The sequence below is a fragment of the Gluconobacter aidae genome (assembly GCF_009547075.1).
GTDB lineage: Bacteria > Pseudomonadota > Alphaproteobacteria > Acetobacterales > Acetobacteraceae > Gluconobacter > Gluconobacter aidae.
This window is the reverse complement of the sequence record NZ_WIPH01000023.1, coordinates 24645-41423: the sequence shown is the minus strand read 5'-3', so window position 1 is coordinate 41423 and position 16779 is coordinate 24645. Positions and strand designations below refer to the sequence as shown.

Genomic DNA, 16779 nt, shown 5'->3' with positions numbered 1-16779 from the left:
CTAACCGAAACCGGTTTTGACGGGGGTCAGTCTGCGGAAACAGCTTTCCCATCAATCGTGAGGTCCTTGTCATTGGCCGAAACCTTGACCGTTTCCCCATCATGGATGCTGCCTTCAAGCAGCAGGCTTGCAAGCGGGTTCTGCAGACTGCGCTGGATGACCCTCTTGAGCGGACGAGCACCATAGACTGGATCGTATCCTGCCGCGGCCAGCCACTCGGTTCCCTTCTCGTCCAGTTCCAGGTCGATCTTGCGATCTTCCAGAAGCTTCTGCAGACGGCTGATCTGGATCTTGACGATCCGGTCCATGTCCTTGCGCTGCAGGCGGGAGAACAGGATGATCTCGTCCAGACGGTTCAGGAACTCCGGCCGGAAGTGGTTGCGGACAACCTGCATGACCTGCGGACGGACTTCATCCACGGATTCACCGTCTGGCAGATTGGCCAGCACTTCAGAACCGAGATTACTGGTCAGGACGATAATCGTGTTGCGGAAGTCCACCACACGCCCCTGCCCGTCCGTCAGACGTCCGTCATCGAGAACCTGAAGCAGGATGTTGAAGATGTCCTCATGGGCCTTCTCCACCTCGTCGAACAGGATCACCTGATAAGGGCGACGACGGACAGCCTCAGTCAGCACGCCACCTTCATCGTAACCGACATAGCCCGGAGGGGCGCCGATCAAACGGGAGACCGCGTGCTTCTCCATGAACTCGCTCATGTCGATCCGCAGCAGGGCCTTTTCGTCATCGAACAGGAACTGCGCCAGAGCCTTGGTCAGCTCGGTCTTGCCAACGCCCGTTGGGCCAAGGAACAGGAACGAGCCGATCGGGCGGTTCGGGTCCTGAAGACCGGCGCGTGCCCGGCGGACAGCATTCGAAACGGCAACCAGTGCCTGTTCCTGCCCGACCACACGCTCACGCAGCGTATCTTCCATGCGGATCAGCTTGGCGCGCTCGCCTTCGAGCATCCGGTCCACCGGAACACCGGTCCAGCGGGAGACGACCGAAGCCACGCCCTGATCCGTCACGGTATCGGCGAACAGTCCGCTTTTCGACGAGGCATCTTCCTCTTCCTGAGCCTTGGCGATCTGGGCCTCAAGGTTCGGGATCAGGCCATATCTCAGCTCTGACGCCTTGCCGAGATCACCCTGACGCTGCGCCACGTCGATATCGGAACGCGCCGTATCGAGCTGTTCCTTCAGCTTCTGGATCGCGTTCACCCGATCCTTTTCGGCATGCCATTCAGCACCCATCGCATCGGACTGCTCTTCAAGATCAGCCAGTTCAGCCTCGAGCGCGACCAGACGGTCCTTCGAGGCTGTGTCGTCCTCCTTGCGGATAGCTTCACGCTCGATCTTGAGCTGGATGATGCGGCGGTCGAGTTCGTCCAGCGCTTCCGGCTTGCTGTCGATCTGCATGCGCAGACGACTGGCAGCCTCGTCGATTAGATCGATCGCCTTGTCCGGCAGGAAGCGGTCCGTGATGTAGCGGTTGGAAAGCGTCGCTGCCGCAACGATGGCATTGTCCGTAATGCGGACACCATGATGCAGCTCGTACTTTTCCTTGATGCCACGCAGGATCGAGATCGTATCGGCAACGGACGGCTCGCCCACGAAGACCGGCTGGAAACGACGAGCTAAAGCTGCGTCCTTCTCGATATACTTGCGGTATTCATCGAGCGTCGTCGCACCCACGCAGTGCAGCGTGCCGCGGGCCAGTTCCGGCTTGATGAGATTGGATGCATCCATCGCCCCATCGGAGCGGCCGGCACCGACCAGCGTGTGCATTTCGTCGATGAAGAGGATGATCTCGCCTTCAGCCGTCTCGATTTCCTTGAGAACAGCTTTCAGACGCTCCTCGAACTCACCACGATATTTCGCACCTGCGATCAGCGCGCCCATGTCGAGCGACATCAGCTTCTTGTTGCGCAGAGCTTCAGGCACGTCGCCGTTGACGATCCGCTGTGCCAGACCTTCGACAATAGCCGTCTTGCCCACGCCCGGCTCACCAATCAGGACCGGGTTGTTCTTGCTGCGACGGGCCAGAACCTGAATGGTCCGGCGGATTTCCTCGTCACGACCGATGACCGGATCAAGCTTGCCCGCCTGCGCGACAGCGGTCACGTCACGGGCATATTTCTTCAGGGCATCGAAGGTGTTCTCAGCCGAAGCACTCGTCACAGTCCGGCCTTTACGGATTTCCGCAACAGCGCGTTCCAGAGCAGGCGCCCCGGCCTTGCCATCCACGAGCGCCTTGCCCGCAGGCGTGTGGCTGGCAGCAATCGCCACGAGCAGACGATCCTGCGCGACATGGCTGTCACCAGCGACTTTTGCAGCGGATTCGGCGGCGTCGAGCAGACGCGCCAGATCCGGCGTCATCTGCGGCTGGCCGGCACCGGCACCCTGAACTTTCGGCAGTTTTGCAAGGGCTGCGTCATTGGCGGTCTGAACGACCTTCGGATCGCCGCCTGCGGCACGGATCAGGCCGGATGCCGCACCCTGTTCATCATCCAGCAGCGCCTTGAGCAGATGCTCCGGCGTCAGTTGCTGGTTGTAGTCCCGAAGCGCAATGGTCTGTGCGGCCTGAAGAAAGCCCTGGCTGCGCTCGGTAAAATTCTGAATGTCCATAATCTCTGAAGTCCTCGCATGCCCCGTTATGGCGGCATTGATATGTCTGGCCGCCCCCGAAAGCAGCGGCCTGTGATTAATATTTAGGCAGTCATTTTTTCGTTTCAAGAGCCACGCGAAGACGTTTTGCGGGTCCCTGCAAAACGAGATCCGCTTTGGAAAGACGGTCGAACGCATTGCGGTTCTGATGCCAGTACGGATAGATCAGATCAGGCGCACTCACGTCATCAAGCCTGCGGACCTGCTCCTGCGTCAGACGGAGCGACGCGGCGGCCAGATTGTCCAGAAGCTGGCTCTCCTTGCGCGCACCCAGAACCAGAGATGTGATCCCCGGCTTGTGCAGCGTCCAGGCCAGCGCCACACGAGCGGCGGAAACACTGTGCTCTTCGGCGATCTGCACCAGAACCTCGACCGTATCGTAGAGCTTTTTCAGATCCCGGACTTCGGGCTCCGGCCAGCCGGAAATCCGGCGGGAATCTTCCGGCGCCGTCTTGCCGCGCCGGTATTTCCCCGTCAGCAGACCACAGGCCAGCGGACTCCAGACCTGCACGCCCAGCCCCTGATCGACGGCGAGCGGCAGAAGCTCGTATTCGGCATCCCGGGCTTCAAGGGAATAATAAAGCTGCTGGCTGACCGGCGCGATCAGACGGTCCCGCTCGGCTGCGCCCAGCAACTTCATCGCCTGCCAACCAGAGAAATTGGAAATACCCGCATACCGGATCTTGCCCTGATCGCGCAGGGTCTGGAGCGCCTCAAGCGTTTCCTCGACCGGCGTCAGGCCGTCCCATTCATGCAGATAATAGAGGTCGATGTGATCGCGCCCCAGACGACGCAGACTGTCTTCGCAGGCATTGAGGATATGATGGCGCGACAGACCCTGTTCGTTCGGCCCCTTCCCCGTCGGAAAACGCACCTTGGAGGTCACGAGCAGTTCGCGACTGCGTCCCTGAAGAACACGACCCAGAATTTCCTCGGCCTCGCCGCCGGAATAGGCATCCGCCGTGTCGAACATGTTCACGCCGTGCTCGACGCAGATGTCCACCATCCGCGTGGCTTCGGCAACATCCACCTTGCCGGTGGCGGCAAAGTTGCCCTGCCCGCCAAATGTGACCGATCCGAAATTGAGTGCTGAAATCCTGAGGCCCGAGCGACCAAGCTGACGATACTGCATATCCATCAGGCTCCTTCTTGCTGAGACGTACCGCAATGCAGAACACACGAGGCCGGGATCGGTCCCGGTAAAATCGCCCCCGCTCCCGAAAACGTGAGACGGCTGCGTCATCCTTCCCGGAAACCCTGTTCACAAACGGCGCCCCGGTCCATGATCGACGTCAAAATCCTGTCCGCCGTCATCCTTTCGGAGATGCAATGCCGTCACATCCCCTTCGTCGCGCCCTTCTGGCCTGCGCCGTCCTGTCCCCGCTGCTGTTCCCCAGCCTTGCCGCAGCCGCAGATCCCGCCGCCTGCATGCTCAATCTCGCCAAAACCCGGAACGGAACGCTTGGCCTGCCGAACCACGCGGAAGTCACGCCGGACGGTCACTCCGTCCTGTTCCTGCGTTCGGGGCCGTTCGACACGCATCTGCATCTCTACCGCTACGACCTGCCGGACCACTCGATTCATGAACTGGCCGCACCGGCATCGGGGCCGGAACATCTGTCAGTCGAAGAGAAGGCCCGGCGCGAACGGGCGCGCCAGAGCATGTCCGGCATCACCGACTACCAGATGAGCGAGGACGGCGGCACGGTTCTCGCCTCACAGGATGGCCGGCTTGAACGCATCGCCACGGATGACGGCCGCGTCACGCCGGTCGCGGGTCAGTGGATCGCGCCCCGCCTTTCGCCGGACGGTCTGAGCCTCGCCGCCGTGCGGGATAATGACCTTTATAGTGTCGATCTGGTCAGCGGACGTGAAACGCGCCTGACGACCGGGGGCAGCCAAACTCTGAGCCACGGCCTCGCCGAATTCGCCGCCGCCGAAGAACTGGAACGTGCGGATGGCGCCTGGTGGTCTCCCGACAGCAAGACCCTCCTGTTCGAGGAAGCCGATAACAGCGACGTCGAAAAGCACTACATCACCAACCCCGAAGCCCCACAGGCCGAGCCCGTTACCTTCCGCTATCCCCGCGCGGGCACGAACAACGCGAAAACGCGCTTTGGCCTCGTGGACGCAAAAGGTGGCCCGATCCGCTGGATTTCATGGGATCACGAGGCATGGCCCTATCTCGGTCGCGTAGTCTGGCGGAAGAACGGGCCGCTCGCCATCGTCCTGCTCAACCGTGCCCAGACGAAAGAACAGCTTCTCACGATCGACCCCGCGACCGCCAACACCCATGTTCTCCTGGAACAGTCCGACCCGGCCTGGATCGAACTGGACCCGCGCGCCGCGTCCGGCGGCCACAACCTGCCCGTCTTTCTTGACAACAACGCAGGCTTTCTCTGGGCCGCAGACCGCGGAAAGGACTGGCAGCTCGAACTCCATGCCCCGGACGGAACGCTCAAGCGGGTCCTGACGCCGCCCGGCCTGTCCTATATCGCCCTCAACGACTACGACGCCGAACATGACACACTCACGGCCACCGTCCGCGCCAACCGGCTGGACAACAAGGTCGTTCATATCGATCTGAAAACCGGAGCCGTCACGCCGTTCGTGACGGAGCGCGGCATTCACAACATCCACGTCACGAATGGGACGCACACGGCCATGGTGGACACGTTCGCCAGTGCCGCCGGCACGCGCCAGACTTTGGTGCGGGATACGGCAGGTCATGTCGTCGTAACCCTTCCGGGCGTGGCCCAGCCTCCGAAACTTCCGGTTCATGTCGAGTTCACGACCGCAGGAGCGCGGGATCTGGACGCCGCCATCATCCGACCGGACAATTTCAGCCCTTCAAAACATTATCCGGTCGTGCTGTCCGTCTATGCGGGGCCGGGCTCCAAAATGGTGCATGACACGCCAACGTCCTATCTTGATGACCAGTGCCTTGCCAATCAGGGCTATATCGTCGTCACGCTCGACGGACGTGGAACACCGGGGCGAGACCATGATTTCGAGCGGGCCATCAAGGGCAACCTGATCGATCTGCCACTTCAGGATCAGGTGGACGGGCTCCAGGCGCTTGGCAAGCGCTACCATGAAATGGATCTCTCCCGCGTCGGCGTACATGGCTGGTCCTTTGGTGGCTATTTCACCGCCATGGCGACCATTCGCCGTCCGGATGTGTTCAAGGTCGGTGTGGCGGGCGCACCGCCGGTCGATTTCGCGGATTACGATACGGCCTATACAGAACGCTATCTCGGCAAGCCGCAGGACGATGCGGAAGGCTATCGCAAGAGCAATGTCCTGACCTATGCCAACACGCTGAAACAGCCGCTTCTGCTCATGCACGGCATCACGGACGACAACGTCTATTTCGAAAACACCATGAAGCTGACGCAGGCCCTGCTTCATGCCGGCAAACCCTATGACCTGCTCCTACTGCCGGGCACGCACATGCTGCCCGATCCTGTCATCCGCGCCCGCGTGGCCCAGCGACGGGAGCAGTTCCTCCACGCGGTTCTTCAGCCCGGGAAATAATCCTCGTCTCACGGACGTCAAAAAGGCCGGATCGCCAGATCCGGCCTTTTTCGCAGGAACTCCGGGTCAGAAAACGCCCGGATCAGACCGCCATATCATCGAACAGTTCCACCCGGGACCGTTTCGACATGGTCTGGCGATAGGCTTCGACCTCGGGTGGATAAACAACGCCCCGGATCAGCGACATGCTGTGCAGATGCGCGAACAGGTGGATGTCATCCGTGGACAGCACGCCATTGACGGCATCCGGCGCACGGATCAGGGCCGCCAGATCCTTCAGCAGCGCGTTCAGTTCCGCCAGTTCGGGAGTCCCGTCCGCCAGCAGCGCGCTAAACGATCCGACGGAAGGCTCCTTGCGCTGGATGAAGCCCGCGCGCGCGGATGTCGTGGCGAACTCCGGCAGAGGCGTTGCGGCGGCGCGGGGCAGGAACAGGCGATAGAGCGGCTTGCCCGCCTTCTGTAGCCAGGCCGCGATCTCGGGGCGCGTCTCTCCCGTGAGAACCGGGGTTCCGATCCCGTCGATATGGGCGACGATATCCATGCTCTCGGGCATGAATGTCCCGTTTTCCTCAAGGATGGGCACGACCTTGCGGCCCACCATGCGAACCGGTCCGTCCACATCGTCATTGAGCAGGATGCGCTGCTCATAGGGAATGTTCTTCAGCCCGAAAATCATCCGCGCCTTGGTGCAGAACGGGCAGTGTTCGTAGACGTAAAGGATATGGGGTGCGCTCATGCTGCGGTCCTGTTGTGAAGGATGAGGATTGATCAGGCTTCCCCGACAGACGCTGAGAGAAGAAGAGGATCGATATCGATGGCCGCCAGCGCCTGCCGCCATTTCCGGGCATGATCTGTCCCGAAGACAATGTCGTCCGTTGCCGGCGACACGAACCAGGAACTGTCGCGCAGGATTTCCTGCTCAAGCTGTCCCGGCGACCACGCCGCGTGACCAAGCGCCATCATCGCCCGTTTCGGTCCCTGACCCGACGCCAGTTCGCGCAGGATATCCAGACTGGCGGTCAGGGTCGTCTGGCCATCGACATCGAGACTGCCTTCCCCGGCCCAGTCCGCTGAATGCAGGACGAAGCCCCGCGAATGCTCGACAGGGCCGCCCATGCAGACGCCGATCCGCCGCTCCGGCGGGCTTGGTTCGATTCCAAGCTGGGCAAAAAGATCGTCCAGACCCGGCTGCGACAGCCGACGGTTGACGATCAGCCCCATCGCGCCATCCTGCAAAGAATGGGCACAGACATAGATGACCGTGCGTTCGAAGAATGTCTCCGCCAGAGCAGGGGCGGCCACGAGAAGTTTTCCCGTCAGCCCGAGTTCGGCAGGAGCGGAGTCCGTCAGGTTGTCAATGCGTCCGTCGAGTGTTTTCTTCATGCCTGCCAACATGGGTGCATCCCTTCCCGTATTGCAAGCGTTTGCCTTCAGGAGTGTTAATGACATCCAATGTCATTGAACCGGGTTCCCCGAACCGCGCCTGCCGGGTGCGGACTGTCTGTCTGGAGATTGCCATGCCTCTCACTGTTCTCGTTACTGGTGCCACCGCGGGTTTTGGCCACGCGATCGCAACACGCCTCGTCCGCGAAGGCCATCGCGTCATTGCGACCGGACGCCGCAAGGACCGTCTGGAAGCACTCAAGGATGAACTGGGCGAGAGCGTCCTGCCTTTCACGCTCGACATGACCGACCGTGAGGCGCTGCGCAGCCTGCCCGCCGCGCTGCCCGAAGAGTGGCAGGATATCGACGTCCTCGTGAACAACGCCGGTCTGGCACTTGGCATGGAACCGGCACAGGATGCCGAGGCTGATAACTGGGAAACGATGATCGCCACCAATGTCTCGGGCGTCGTCGAACTGACCCGGGTCCTTCTGCCGGGAATGGTCCAGCGCGATACGGGCTACATCATCACTCTGGGCAGCACGGCCGGGACCTATCCCTATACTGGTGGGAATGTCTACGGCGCGACCAAGGCTTTCGTGCACCAGTTTACCCAGAACCTGCGGACAGACCTGCTCGGCACCCGTATCCGCGTGACCAATATCGAACCCGGCCTGTGTGGTGGCAGCGAATTCAGCAATGTGCGCCTGGGGGACGAGGCCAAGGCGGCCGCCATCTACAAGGACACGACGCCTCTGACACCCGAGGACATCGCCGGGACGGTCTCCTGGCTCATCGGTCTGCCGTGGCACGTGAATGTCAATTATCTGGAAATGATGCCGGTCTGCCAGGCATCCGGCGGTCTTGCGGTAAACCGTCATGTTGGTTGAAATCGGCCTCCCTCCACAGCTTCGCATTACGGACGGCAAGAAATTCCGCCTGTCCTCCATCGCCACGAACGACAAGCTCGGTCGCCAGAAGGATAGTTCCCGCACCCGGATCCGCGACTGCGTGGACCGGATGTCGGTCCTTCAGCAGCGCCTCGCGGCCTATGCCACGCACGGCATCCTCGTGGTGCTTCAGGGCATGGACACTGCTGGAAAGGACGGCGCGATCCGTCATGCCTTTTCCGGCCTGAATCCGCAGGGCGTGCATGTCACGTCCTTTAAGGCTCCGGTTGGCATCTCGACCCGCCATGACGATCTGTGGCGCATCCACGTTGCCGTTCCCTCCCGTGGGGAAATCGGCATCTTCAACCGCAGCCATTATGAAGACGTCCTGGTTGAGCGTGTTCATCCGGATATGGTCCGGGCGCGCGGACTCAATCCGGATCTGCCTGATTTCTGGGACCACCGTCTGGGGGACCTGCGGAATTTCGAAAGCTATCTGCGCCGCCAGAACATCATCGTCCTCAAGCTCTTCCTCCACATCTCCCCCGAAGAGCAGCGACTGCGCCTCCTCAAGCGACTGGATCATCCGGAAAAACGCTGGAAATTCAGCCCTTCGGACCTGAAAGAGCGTGAATTCTGGCCGCATTACAGCGCGGCTTACGAGGAAGCGATCCGCGCGACCGCCACGCCGGAAGCGCCCTGGATCGTTATCCCGGCGGACCGCAAATGGCTGGCGAGGGTGCTGGTGGCCGAAGCCCTGCTGGAGACGCTCGAAAGCCTCCATCTGAAAGACCCGGAACAGAAACTGTCTGACCCTCTGAGGGAAGCCCAGCAGGCTCTTCTCAAGGGAGCGGCAAAAACCGTCTGAACTTCATCATCATGCAGTTTCTCACCCGCCTCCGGCATATCCTGTCGCCGCCCGCCAATCCGATGCGTCTGACGGATATCGCCCGGGACGGGACGGTGCTTGAAACATGTCATGCGCTCCCGGCACCGAACGTGCCGGACCTGCCTCACCCGGAACGCAATCCCTTCGTGAACTGGAGCAGCATGCCGGTCACGGTCAGTCGGTATGCCCTGCGCGATGTCGTACTGGACCAGCCGCTGATGACGCTTCTTCACGCGGGGCGGGTGATCCCGGAGACGGCCTATGTTCAGGATCCCGAAGCCGTTCGCGCCCTGAAGCTCCGGCCTGAGGAGTTGATCCGCTGCGCGCCTTTCAAAGGCATCACGGCAGCCTGCGTCGATCACTGGGCCGCGAATTACTATCACTGGGTCGCGCACACCGTCCCGACCCTGCATGCGCTGTCGCTGCAAAAACTGCCGCTCCGCCTCGTTTTGCCGGAACACATGCATCCCTGGCAGTTCGAAACACTTGAACTCTTTGGCCTCACCTCAGACACCCATCTCCGTCTGCAACAGGGACGACAATACGCATTCAGGGCGCTCGACTATGTGACGTTCGTCAATGGCAGCGCGGATTTTGCAGCCTCCGGACTTTCCCGCGCCGCCTATGCCCGTCTCCGCGCGGCTGTTGGTATTGAGGCAGGCAGGCCGCACCGACGCCTCTATATCGAACGCGGCCACTCGGCCAACAGACATGTCCCGAATGAAGGCACTCTGGCAGAAGCCTTGGAAACACTGGGCTTCGAACGCATCCGCCCCGAAACCCTTTCCCTCAAGGACCAGATCCGTCTGTTCGGCGAAGCGGAAATGGTCATGGGGATGCTGGGCGCGGGTCTGGCCAATATTGCATGGTGCGGGCCCGGCACACTCGTCTACGAGCTTGTGCCCTCCCATCACGTCAATCCATGTTTCGCAGCCATGGCCGCACAGGGAGACCTGCGATACTGGGCCGATCTCTTCGAAACCGGAGCGACACGCGAAAACCATACGGACAACGCCGTCATCCCGCTTCCTGTCGCGGAAATTCTCAACCGAGTCCGGGATCTCGTGGCGCGGCTCCCCCAGATCTTGAAAAATAGCTCCTGAAAAAGAGAAACCCCGCCTGAGACAGTCTCAGGCGGGGTTCGGCATCCGTCAGATCCGGGGAAAGAGGATCAGGAACGGCGCTTGCGGCTGGAACCGTCGCCCTTCGGACCATCCCCACGCGAACCGGCAACGGGCTTCGGACGGCCATAGCCTGAACCGCCACGACCCTTGTAACCGCCGCCTGCGCCACCGCGCGGACCGCCCTTGAAGCCACCGCCCGAACGGCCACCGCCGCCAAAGCGCTTGCCTTCACCCGGGTTGCGACCACGTGGCCCCATGCCACCGGCAGGGGCTTCGGACGGCTCGATCGTCACTTCGTCCGCTTCCGCGCCGGCAAGGCAGGACTTGAAGCGCGCCACGCTTTCATCGGCGATCTGGAAATAGGTCTGTTCCTGATCGATGCGGATGCTGCCGATCTCGCGCTTCTGCACGCCACCCAGACGGCAGATCAGCGGGATCAGCCATTTCGGGTCGGCGCGCTCGGTCCGACCAACGGCCATTTTGAACCATTCGCCGGACATGGTGTGCTCTTCACGCGGTGCGCGCTCGCCACGCTCTCCGCGTTCCGTACGGCGAGGAGCTTCGACGGACATCGGGCGGATCTGCTCCACCTTCGGCAGACGCGCCCGGTACAGACCCACGAGTGCGGCCGCCAGCTTCGTGGCGTCGTATTTCTCGACGAGCTGGTTGACCAGTTCGTCAGACATGTCGTCCACGGCATTCGTCAGGATCGGATCGTCCATCAGACGGGTCTTGTCCTGCTCGGCAATGGCATCGGCCGTCGGAACGGCTTCCCATTCCGCCTGGATCTTCGCCATCTGGAGCAGACGCTCGGCCCGGCGGCGCTGGTTCAGCGGAACCATCAGCACGCTGGTGCCCTTGCGGCCCGCACGACCGGTCCGGCCCGAACGATGCAGCAGGGTTTCGGCGGCCGTCGGGATGCTGGCATGGATCACGAGGCTCAGGGCCGGCACGTCAATGCCACGGGCTGCAACGTCAGTCGCAACGCAGACACGGGCCTGACCGGAGCGCAGGCTCTCGATCGCACGGCTGCGCTCGTTCTGGCCCATCTCGCCGGAAATCGCGACGGACGCGAAACCCCGCTCCAGCAGGGCAGCCTGCACCTGATTGACCATCATGCGGGTGTTGCAGAACACCATCGCCGTCGGGCTCTCATAGAACCGGAGCACATTGACGAGCGAACGCTCGATTTCCTGCGGCTGCGTGATGACACAGCGATAGGTGATGTCGGAATGCTGCTTGGCACCCGAGACCGTGTCAATACGCTCGGCATTCTTCTGATAACGGCGTGCCAGCGACGCAATCTCGCGGGCGATCGTCGCCGAGAACAGCAGGGTGCGACGCTCGGCCGGGGCAGCATCGAGAAGCTGCTCCAGCTCCTCGCGGAAGCCCATGTCCAGCATCTCGTCGGCTTCATCGAGCACAACGCAGCGCAGGGCGGACAGGTCCAGCGAACCACGCGACAGGTGATCGCATAGACGGCCGGGCGTTCCGACCACGATATGGGCGCCGCGATTCAGCTCGCGGGCTTCACTGCGGGCATCGGTGCCGCCAATGCAGCTCGCGATGCGGGCGCCGGTTTCGGCATAGAGCCATTTGAGTTCGGACTGGACCTGAAGCGCCAGCTCACGCGTCGGCGCGATCACGAGCGCCATGGGCTGAGGGGACGGCGGAAGGCGATCGGCATCTCCGAGCAGGGTCGGAGCGATGGCCAGGCCGAAGGCGACGGTCTTGCCCGACCCCGTCTGCGCGGAAACCAGAAGGTCGCGCTCGTCCAGCCCCGGCTGCAGAACGGCTTCCTGAACAGGAGTCAGCTGTTCGTAGCCACGTGCCTCAAGGGCGCGCTTGAGGGCAGGATGGGTATCGGGAAAAGGCATATTTTATGAACACTCGGCAAACGTCACGCCGACGACAGGATGCGGCGGCTGGAATGCCGCTGCATAAAGACTTCCACTCCAAAATGCCAGAAAGAACGTATGGAAGGCTTTTTCTTGTTCTTCCCACTCCGTCCGGCACCCGCGACGCAGTCCCTGCCCTGTTCAGTTCCTTGGCTTGCGCCCGATCACCGCATGCACCGTATCGCGCCATGCCGTCAGGTCTTCAGGCGGGACGACTTCCCCGGTATCCAGCTCGGCCAGCCCGGCGCGAGACATCAGCACACTGGCCAGACGCACGCGATCCGCTGGCTCAAGCGCCTGCCAGATCGCTACGGCCTTGGCGGCATGGAACTGGTCGGAAAACGTCAGAATCAGCGGCGCACGGGGCTTTAACACACGAACGACCTCGGTCAGGACGGCCAAAGGCTGCGTCAGATAGGCCAGTCCGTCACACAGCGTCACCGCATCGAAGCTGTCATCGTCGAACGGCAACGCCGTGACTTCATTGAGATCCTGCACCACACGCTCGCCCAGAACGGGATTGGAATCCAGAGCGCCTTTGGAGATCCCGAGCCCAACCACACGCTGGAACGTCGCTTCTTCGGGATAATGGCTGAGCGCGCCCGCCATCAGATCCAGCACCGCACCACCAACCGGCAGGGCCGTCTGATACAGAGCCGTCACGGCCGTCCGCGCGCCCATATCCATCAGCGAATCCGGAACGCGCTGCGCAAAGAAAATCGTATCGGGCTCGCTGTTGGCGCGCGTGAACGCCGCTGCGTGCAGTCCTTCAAGCTGTTCCGGGCCGCTCATGGTCACTCCTTGCTGATCCAGCACGGACATGAGGGCATGTTCCCCGTGCGTCAACCCGCGCGATGCTTTATGGAAAGCACCATCATGAGCCTTTCCTTCACGAAAATGCACGGCCTGGGCAACGATTTCGTCGTCATCGACGCCCGCGACACCGATCCCGCCCTTGATGCCGGGACCATCCGCCGTCTCTGCGACAGACGCTTCGGAATCGGCTGCGACCAGCTCGTTCTCCTAAGCGCCCCGACACGGGAGGGCGCGGACGTGCAGGTCCGTTTTTTCAATCCCGACGGATCGGAAGCCGGAGCCTGCGGCAACGCCTCACGCTGCGTGGTCGCATTCGTGGGAGGTACCCCGACACTTCAGACGGCTGCCGGACTCCTGCCTACCACACGGGACGGCGCGCTCGTAACGGTGGATATGGGCCTGCCCGGACTGAACTGGCAGGATATCCCCCTCGCCCGTTCCTGCGACACGCTGACCCTGCCCCTGCATGAAGACGCGGCTGCCTGCTCGATGGGCAATCCGCACGCCACGCTGTTCGGCGATACTGACCGGGCGGAAACGCTGGGACCGGACCTCGAACGGGATGCCCTTTTCCCTGAACGCGCCAATATCGGCTTCGCACAGATCCTCTCGCCGACCCATATGCGCCTGCGTGTCTGGGAACGGGGGGCAGGTCTCACGCTGGCCTGTGGCTCCGGCGCGTGCGCGGCAGTCGTCAACGCCGTCCGACGTGGTCTGACGGAACGGACCTGCACCGTCACGATGGATGGCGGCGACCTGCGGATTACGTGGAGACAGGATGGTCACGTCCTCATGACCGGGCCGGCCGTCACGGTCTTTCACGGGACAACCGCATGACGGCGTCCGTCCTGACGTTCGGCTGCCGGCTCAACGCCCATGAGAGCGACGGCATGGCCCATCATGCGCGCAGGCAGGACGACACGATCATCGTCAACACCTGTGCCGTGACCACCACGGCCGAACGGCAGGCCCGGCAGGCCATCCGCCGCGCCCATCGCGAAAATCCGGATGCGAAAATCGTCGTAACCGGCTGTGCTTCGGATATCGCGCCGCAACGATGGGCCGAACTACCGGGCGTCGTCCGTGTCGTGCCCAATGCCGACAAGCTCAAACCTGCCATCTGGGGCGATCGAGACCAAGGCGTCCCACCGTCCCGTCATGCCCGTGCCCTTCTCCAGGTCCAGCAGGGCTGCGATCATCGCTGCACGTTCTGCATCATTCCTTATGGACGTGGAGACTCGCGCTCCACGCCCGCCACGGAAGCCATCGCACGCGCTGAAGCGCTCGTCGAAGCGGGACATCAGGAAATCGTCCTGACCGGCGTAGACATTGCGTCCTGGAAGGGCCAGGAGAGCAGCAGCCAGAATGGCACCGGGCTTGGTGCTCTGTGCCGGGATCTGCTGCGACAGGTTACGGGAATCCGGCGACTGCGCCTTTCATCGATCGATCCGGTCATTCTGGATGCCGAAAACGGCGACCGGGATCTGTGGTGGCTTCTGGAAAACGAACCTCGCCTGATGCCGCATCTGCACCTGTCCCTTCAGGCGGGATCGGATCTGATTCTCAAGCGCATGAAACGCCGCCATAACACCGCAGCCGTCGCCGCGACACTTCGCCGTGTCCGCTCCCTGCGCCCCGAAACAGGGTTCGGCGCCGACCTGATTGCAGGCTTCCCGACCGAGACGGATGCTCTTTTCCACGAAACCCTGTCTTTCGTGCAGGAACAACAGATCCCGTTCCTGCACGTCTTCCCCTACAGCGAGCGTCCGGGCACCCCTGCAGCGAGAATGCCCTCCGTTCCCAATGCCACACGTCAGGAGCGCGCGGCCCGGTTGCGGAGCGCGGGCGATACTGTCCGGGATCGCTTTCTCCAGCGACTTGTCGGAACCGAATTCGAGATCCTCGCCGAAGCCCCTGACCGTGGCCATTCGCCGGAATTCGCCGCTGTTCGTCTGACCGGCGACACACCGGTCTCGCCCCCGGCCCGAGGCAGTTTTGTTCCCGTCCGGGCCACGGGACAGGAAAACGGCACACTTCTGGCGGAAATACGCTCCTGAAAAGCGTCGAAATCCTTTGATCCTCTTGACGTTCAGTCCGAGCTGTCCGAACTCCCGTACATGGCTGGATTTTTCTCACGACTCAAACAGGGTCTCTCGCGGTCGAGCTCGCGCCTCGGCGCCGTCTTCACGCATCGCAGGCTGGATGAAACAGCACTCGAAGACCTTGAAGACGAACTGATCGCCGCCGACCTCGGACCGGCAGTGGCTGAGCGCGTCATCGACAGCTTTCGCCGCACGCGTTTCGGCAAGGACGTCACCAGCGACGAAATCCGCGAGACCCTCGCGACCGAAATCGCCCGCGTCCTTGAACCTGTTGCCATTCCCTTCGAACCCGACCCGAAGAAGAAACCTCATGTCGTTCTGGTCGTCGGTGTCAACGGAGTCGGCAAGACCACGACCATCGGCAAGATGGCCCGTCTCTATACGGAAGAGGGCAAATCCGTGATGCTGGTGGCTGGCGACACGTTCCGTGCCGCTGCCGTCGAACAGCTTGAAGTCTGGGGCAAGCGCGCCAACGTGCCCGTCATCGCCGGCAAACACGGCGCCGATGCTGCGGGTCTGGCCTATGACGGTCTCAAGCGCGCAACCGAAGCCGGAACCGACCTGCTCCTGATCGACACCGCCGGGCGCCTGCACAACAAGGGCGCTCTGATGGAGGAGCTGGCCAAGATCATCCGCGTCATGCGGAAGTTCGACGAGACGGCCCCCCACTCCGTCCTGCTGGTTCTGGACGCAACAACCGGTCAGAACGCTATCGAACAGGTCCGTGTTTTCCGTGAACTGGTGAATGTAACCGGACTGATCGTGACCAAACTGGATGGTTCCGCCCGCGGCGGGATTGTTGTGGCACTTGCGGAGCAGTTCAAACTGCCGGTTCACATGGTCGGTGTCGGAGAACAGGCCGAGGATCTGCGTCCTTTCTCGGCTCAGGAATATGCGAAAGGTCTGGTGGGCGGCTCCAACGATCTGGCGGCCAGACTGATGGAAACCTCAACCGACGAGACACCTTCCACATAAGGCTCCGGATTCTGCGGCCTGCAGATCAGGTCGCAGGCGCATCCTCGTCCGAAGACATCCATTCCTCCTGAAGATATGCGATGCGTTTTTCAATGGATTTACGCTCGCGTCGCGCGATTTCCGCGTTCCAGAGCCGGCCACTAATGGCCGATGCTTCCGCCACGAGCCAGGCCGCGCCCGCGGCAAGCCAGTCCAGCGCCAGCGTCACGGGCTGCGTGATCTGCGCGATACACGTCTTCCAATCCCCGTTGGCCAACCAGGCTTCATGGAGCGGATGCACCATGGCAGCGCCAACATAGAACAGTACGATCATGATCCGCTGACCGTCCGCATTGGGATCAACAAGCTTCAGGGCGACCAGAGGAAACAGCAGAACGCCTGCAACCAGCAAGCTGCCAGGAACATAAGAGAGCAGCAGCCCGATGATGATCCCGTGCCACCAGCGGAATCCCGGGGCCCGGAGCGATCCCGGTTCTGCCTGTCTAACGGACGCCATGGA

At 62.0% G+C, this 16779-nt stretch carries 14 protein-coding genes; 7 read left to right on the top strand and 7 right to left on the bottom strand.

Going from position 1 to position 16779, the window contains the following annotated elements; genetic code table 11:
• Positions 1-26 precede the first annotated feature (26 nt).
• Both clpB and GFJ39_RS10160 read right to left on the bottom strand, forming a co-directional pair.
• Positions 27-2627, bottom strand: coding sequence for an ATP-dependent chaperone ClpB (gene clpB / locus GFJ39_RS10165; protein ID WP_153431225.1), 2601 nt, complete (start codon positions 2625-2627; stop codon positions 27-29).
• A 91-nt stretch (positions 2628-2718) separates the two neighbouring features.
• A complete protein-coding gene (locus GFJ39_RS10160; RefSeq protein ID WP_153431231.1) occupies positions 2719-3798 on the bottom strand; it encodes an aldo/keto reductase in 1080 nt (359 codons plus the stop codon).
• Between the two features lie 197 nt (positions 3799-3995).
• Here GFJ39_RS10160 and GFJ39_RS10155 point away from each other — a divergent pair, with 197 nt between their 5' ends.
• On the top strand, positions 3996-6203 hold the full coding sequence (locus GFJ39_RS10155; protein WP_153431224.1) for a S9 family peptidase: 2208 nt from the start codon (positions 3996-3998) through the stop codon (positions 6201-6203).
• 82 nt (positions 6204-6285) lie between these two features.
• Here GFJ39_RS10155 and grxB read toward each other — a convergent pair whose 3' ends face one another.
• Both grxB and GFJ39_RS10145 read right to left on the bottom strand, forming a co-directional pair.
• Positions 6286-6939, bottom strand: a complete 654-nt coding sequence (grxB, locus tag GFJ39_RS10150; RefSeq protein ID WP_153431223.1) for a glutaredoxin 2 — start codon at positions 6937-6939, stop codon at positions 6286-6288.
• A gap of 32 nt (positions 6940-6971) precedes the next feature.
• Positions 6972-7586 carry a YqgE/AlgH family protein gene (locus GFJ39_RS10145; protein ID WP_153431222.1) on the bottom strand — a complete coding sequence of 205 codons (615 nt, stop codon included), beginning with the start codon at positions 7584-7586 and terminating at the stop codon, positions 6972-6974.
• Positions 7587-7720: 134 nt separating this feature from the next.
• Between GFJ39_RS10145 and GFJ39_RS10140 the strand changes: the two genes are divergently transcribed.
• Genes GFJ39_RS10140 through GFJ39_RS10130 form a run of 3 tightly spaced genes read left to right on the top strand, consistent with a single transcriptional unit; the run spans position 7721 to position 10468 of the window.
• Positions 7721-8476 carry an SDR family NAD(P)-dependent oxidoreductase gene (locus GFJ39_RS10140; RefSeq protein ID WP_153431230.1) on the top strand — a complete coding sequence of 252 codons (756 nt, stop codon included), beginning with the start codon at positions 7721-7723 and terminating at the stop codon, positions 8474-8476.
• The gene (locus GFJ39_RS10135) at positions 8466-9344 is read left to right on the top strand and encodes a polyphosphate kinase 2 family protein (RefSeq protein WP_153431221.1); all 879 of its coding nucleotides are present in this window, start codon (positions 8466-8468) and stop codon (positions 9342-9344) included. Before GFJ39_RS10140 ends, GFJ39_RS10135 begins: the two co-directional genes overlap by 11 nt.
• A gap of 11 nt (positions 9345-9355) precedes the next feature.
• Positions 9356-10468, top strand: coding sequence for a glycosyltransferase family 61 protein (locus tag GFJ39_RS10130; protein ID WP_153431220.1), 1113 nt, complete (start codon positions 9356-9358; stop codon positions 10466-10468).
• Positions 10469-10536: 68 nt separating this feature from the next.
• On the opposite strand, the gene GFJ39_RS10125 is transcribed toward GFJ39_RS10130, so the two are convergent.
• On the bottom strand, positions 10537-12366 hold the full coding sequence (locus GFJ39_RS10125) for a DEAD/DEAH box helicase (protein ID WP_153431219.1): 1830 nt from the start codon (positions 12364-12366) through the stop codon (positions 10537-10539).
• A 162-nt stretch (positions 12367-12528) separates the two neighbouring features.
• On the bottom strand, positions 12529-13179 hold the full coding sequence (locus GFJ39_RS10120) for a methyltransferase domain-containing protein (protein ID WP_153431218.1): 651 nt from the start codon (positions 13177-13179) through the stop codon (positions 12529-12531).
• 84 nt (positions 13180-13263) lie between these two features.
• Between GFJ39_RS10120 and dapF the strand changes: the two genes are divergently transcribed.
• From dapF to ftsY, 3 genes are read left to right on the top strand one after another with little or no spacing between them, the layout of a single operon-like run.
• A complete protein-coding gene (dapF, locus tag GFJ39_RS10115; RefSeq protein WP_153431217.1) occupies positions 13264-14040 on the top strand; it encodes a diaminopimelate epimerase in 777 nt (258 codons plus the stop codon).
• A complete protein-coding gene (locus GFJ39_RS10110) occupies positions 14037-15260 on the top strand; it encodes a MiaB/RimO family radical SAM methylthiotransferase (protein ID WP_153431216.1) in 1224 nt (407 codons plus the stop codon). The genes dapF and GFJ39_RS10110 overlap by 4 nt, the downstream gene beginning before the upstream one ends.
• Positions 15261-15320: 60 nt before the next feature.
• Positions 15321-16280 (top strand): signal recognition particle-docking protein FtsY, encoded by a 960-nt coding sequence (gene ftsY, locus GFJ39_RS10105; protein WP_153431215.1) that lies wholly within the window; start codon positions 15321-15323, stop codon positions 16278-16280.
• A 25-nt stretch (positions 16281-16305) separates the two neighbouring features.
• On the opposite strand, the gene GFJ39_RS10100 is transcribed toward ftsY, so the two are convergent.
• Positions 16306-16776 (bottom strand): hypothetical protein, encoded by a 471-nt coding sequence (locus GFJ39_RS10100; RefSeq protein WP_153431214.1) that lies wholly within the window; start codon positions 16774-16776, stop codon positions 16306-16308.
• Positions 16777-16779 lie beyond the last annotated feature (3 nt).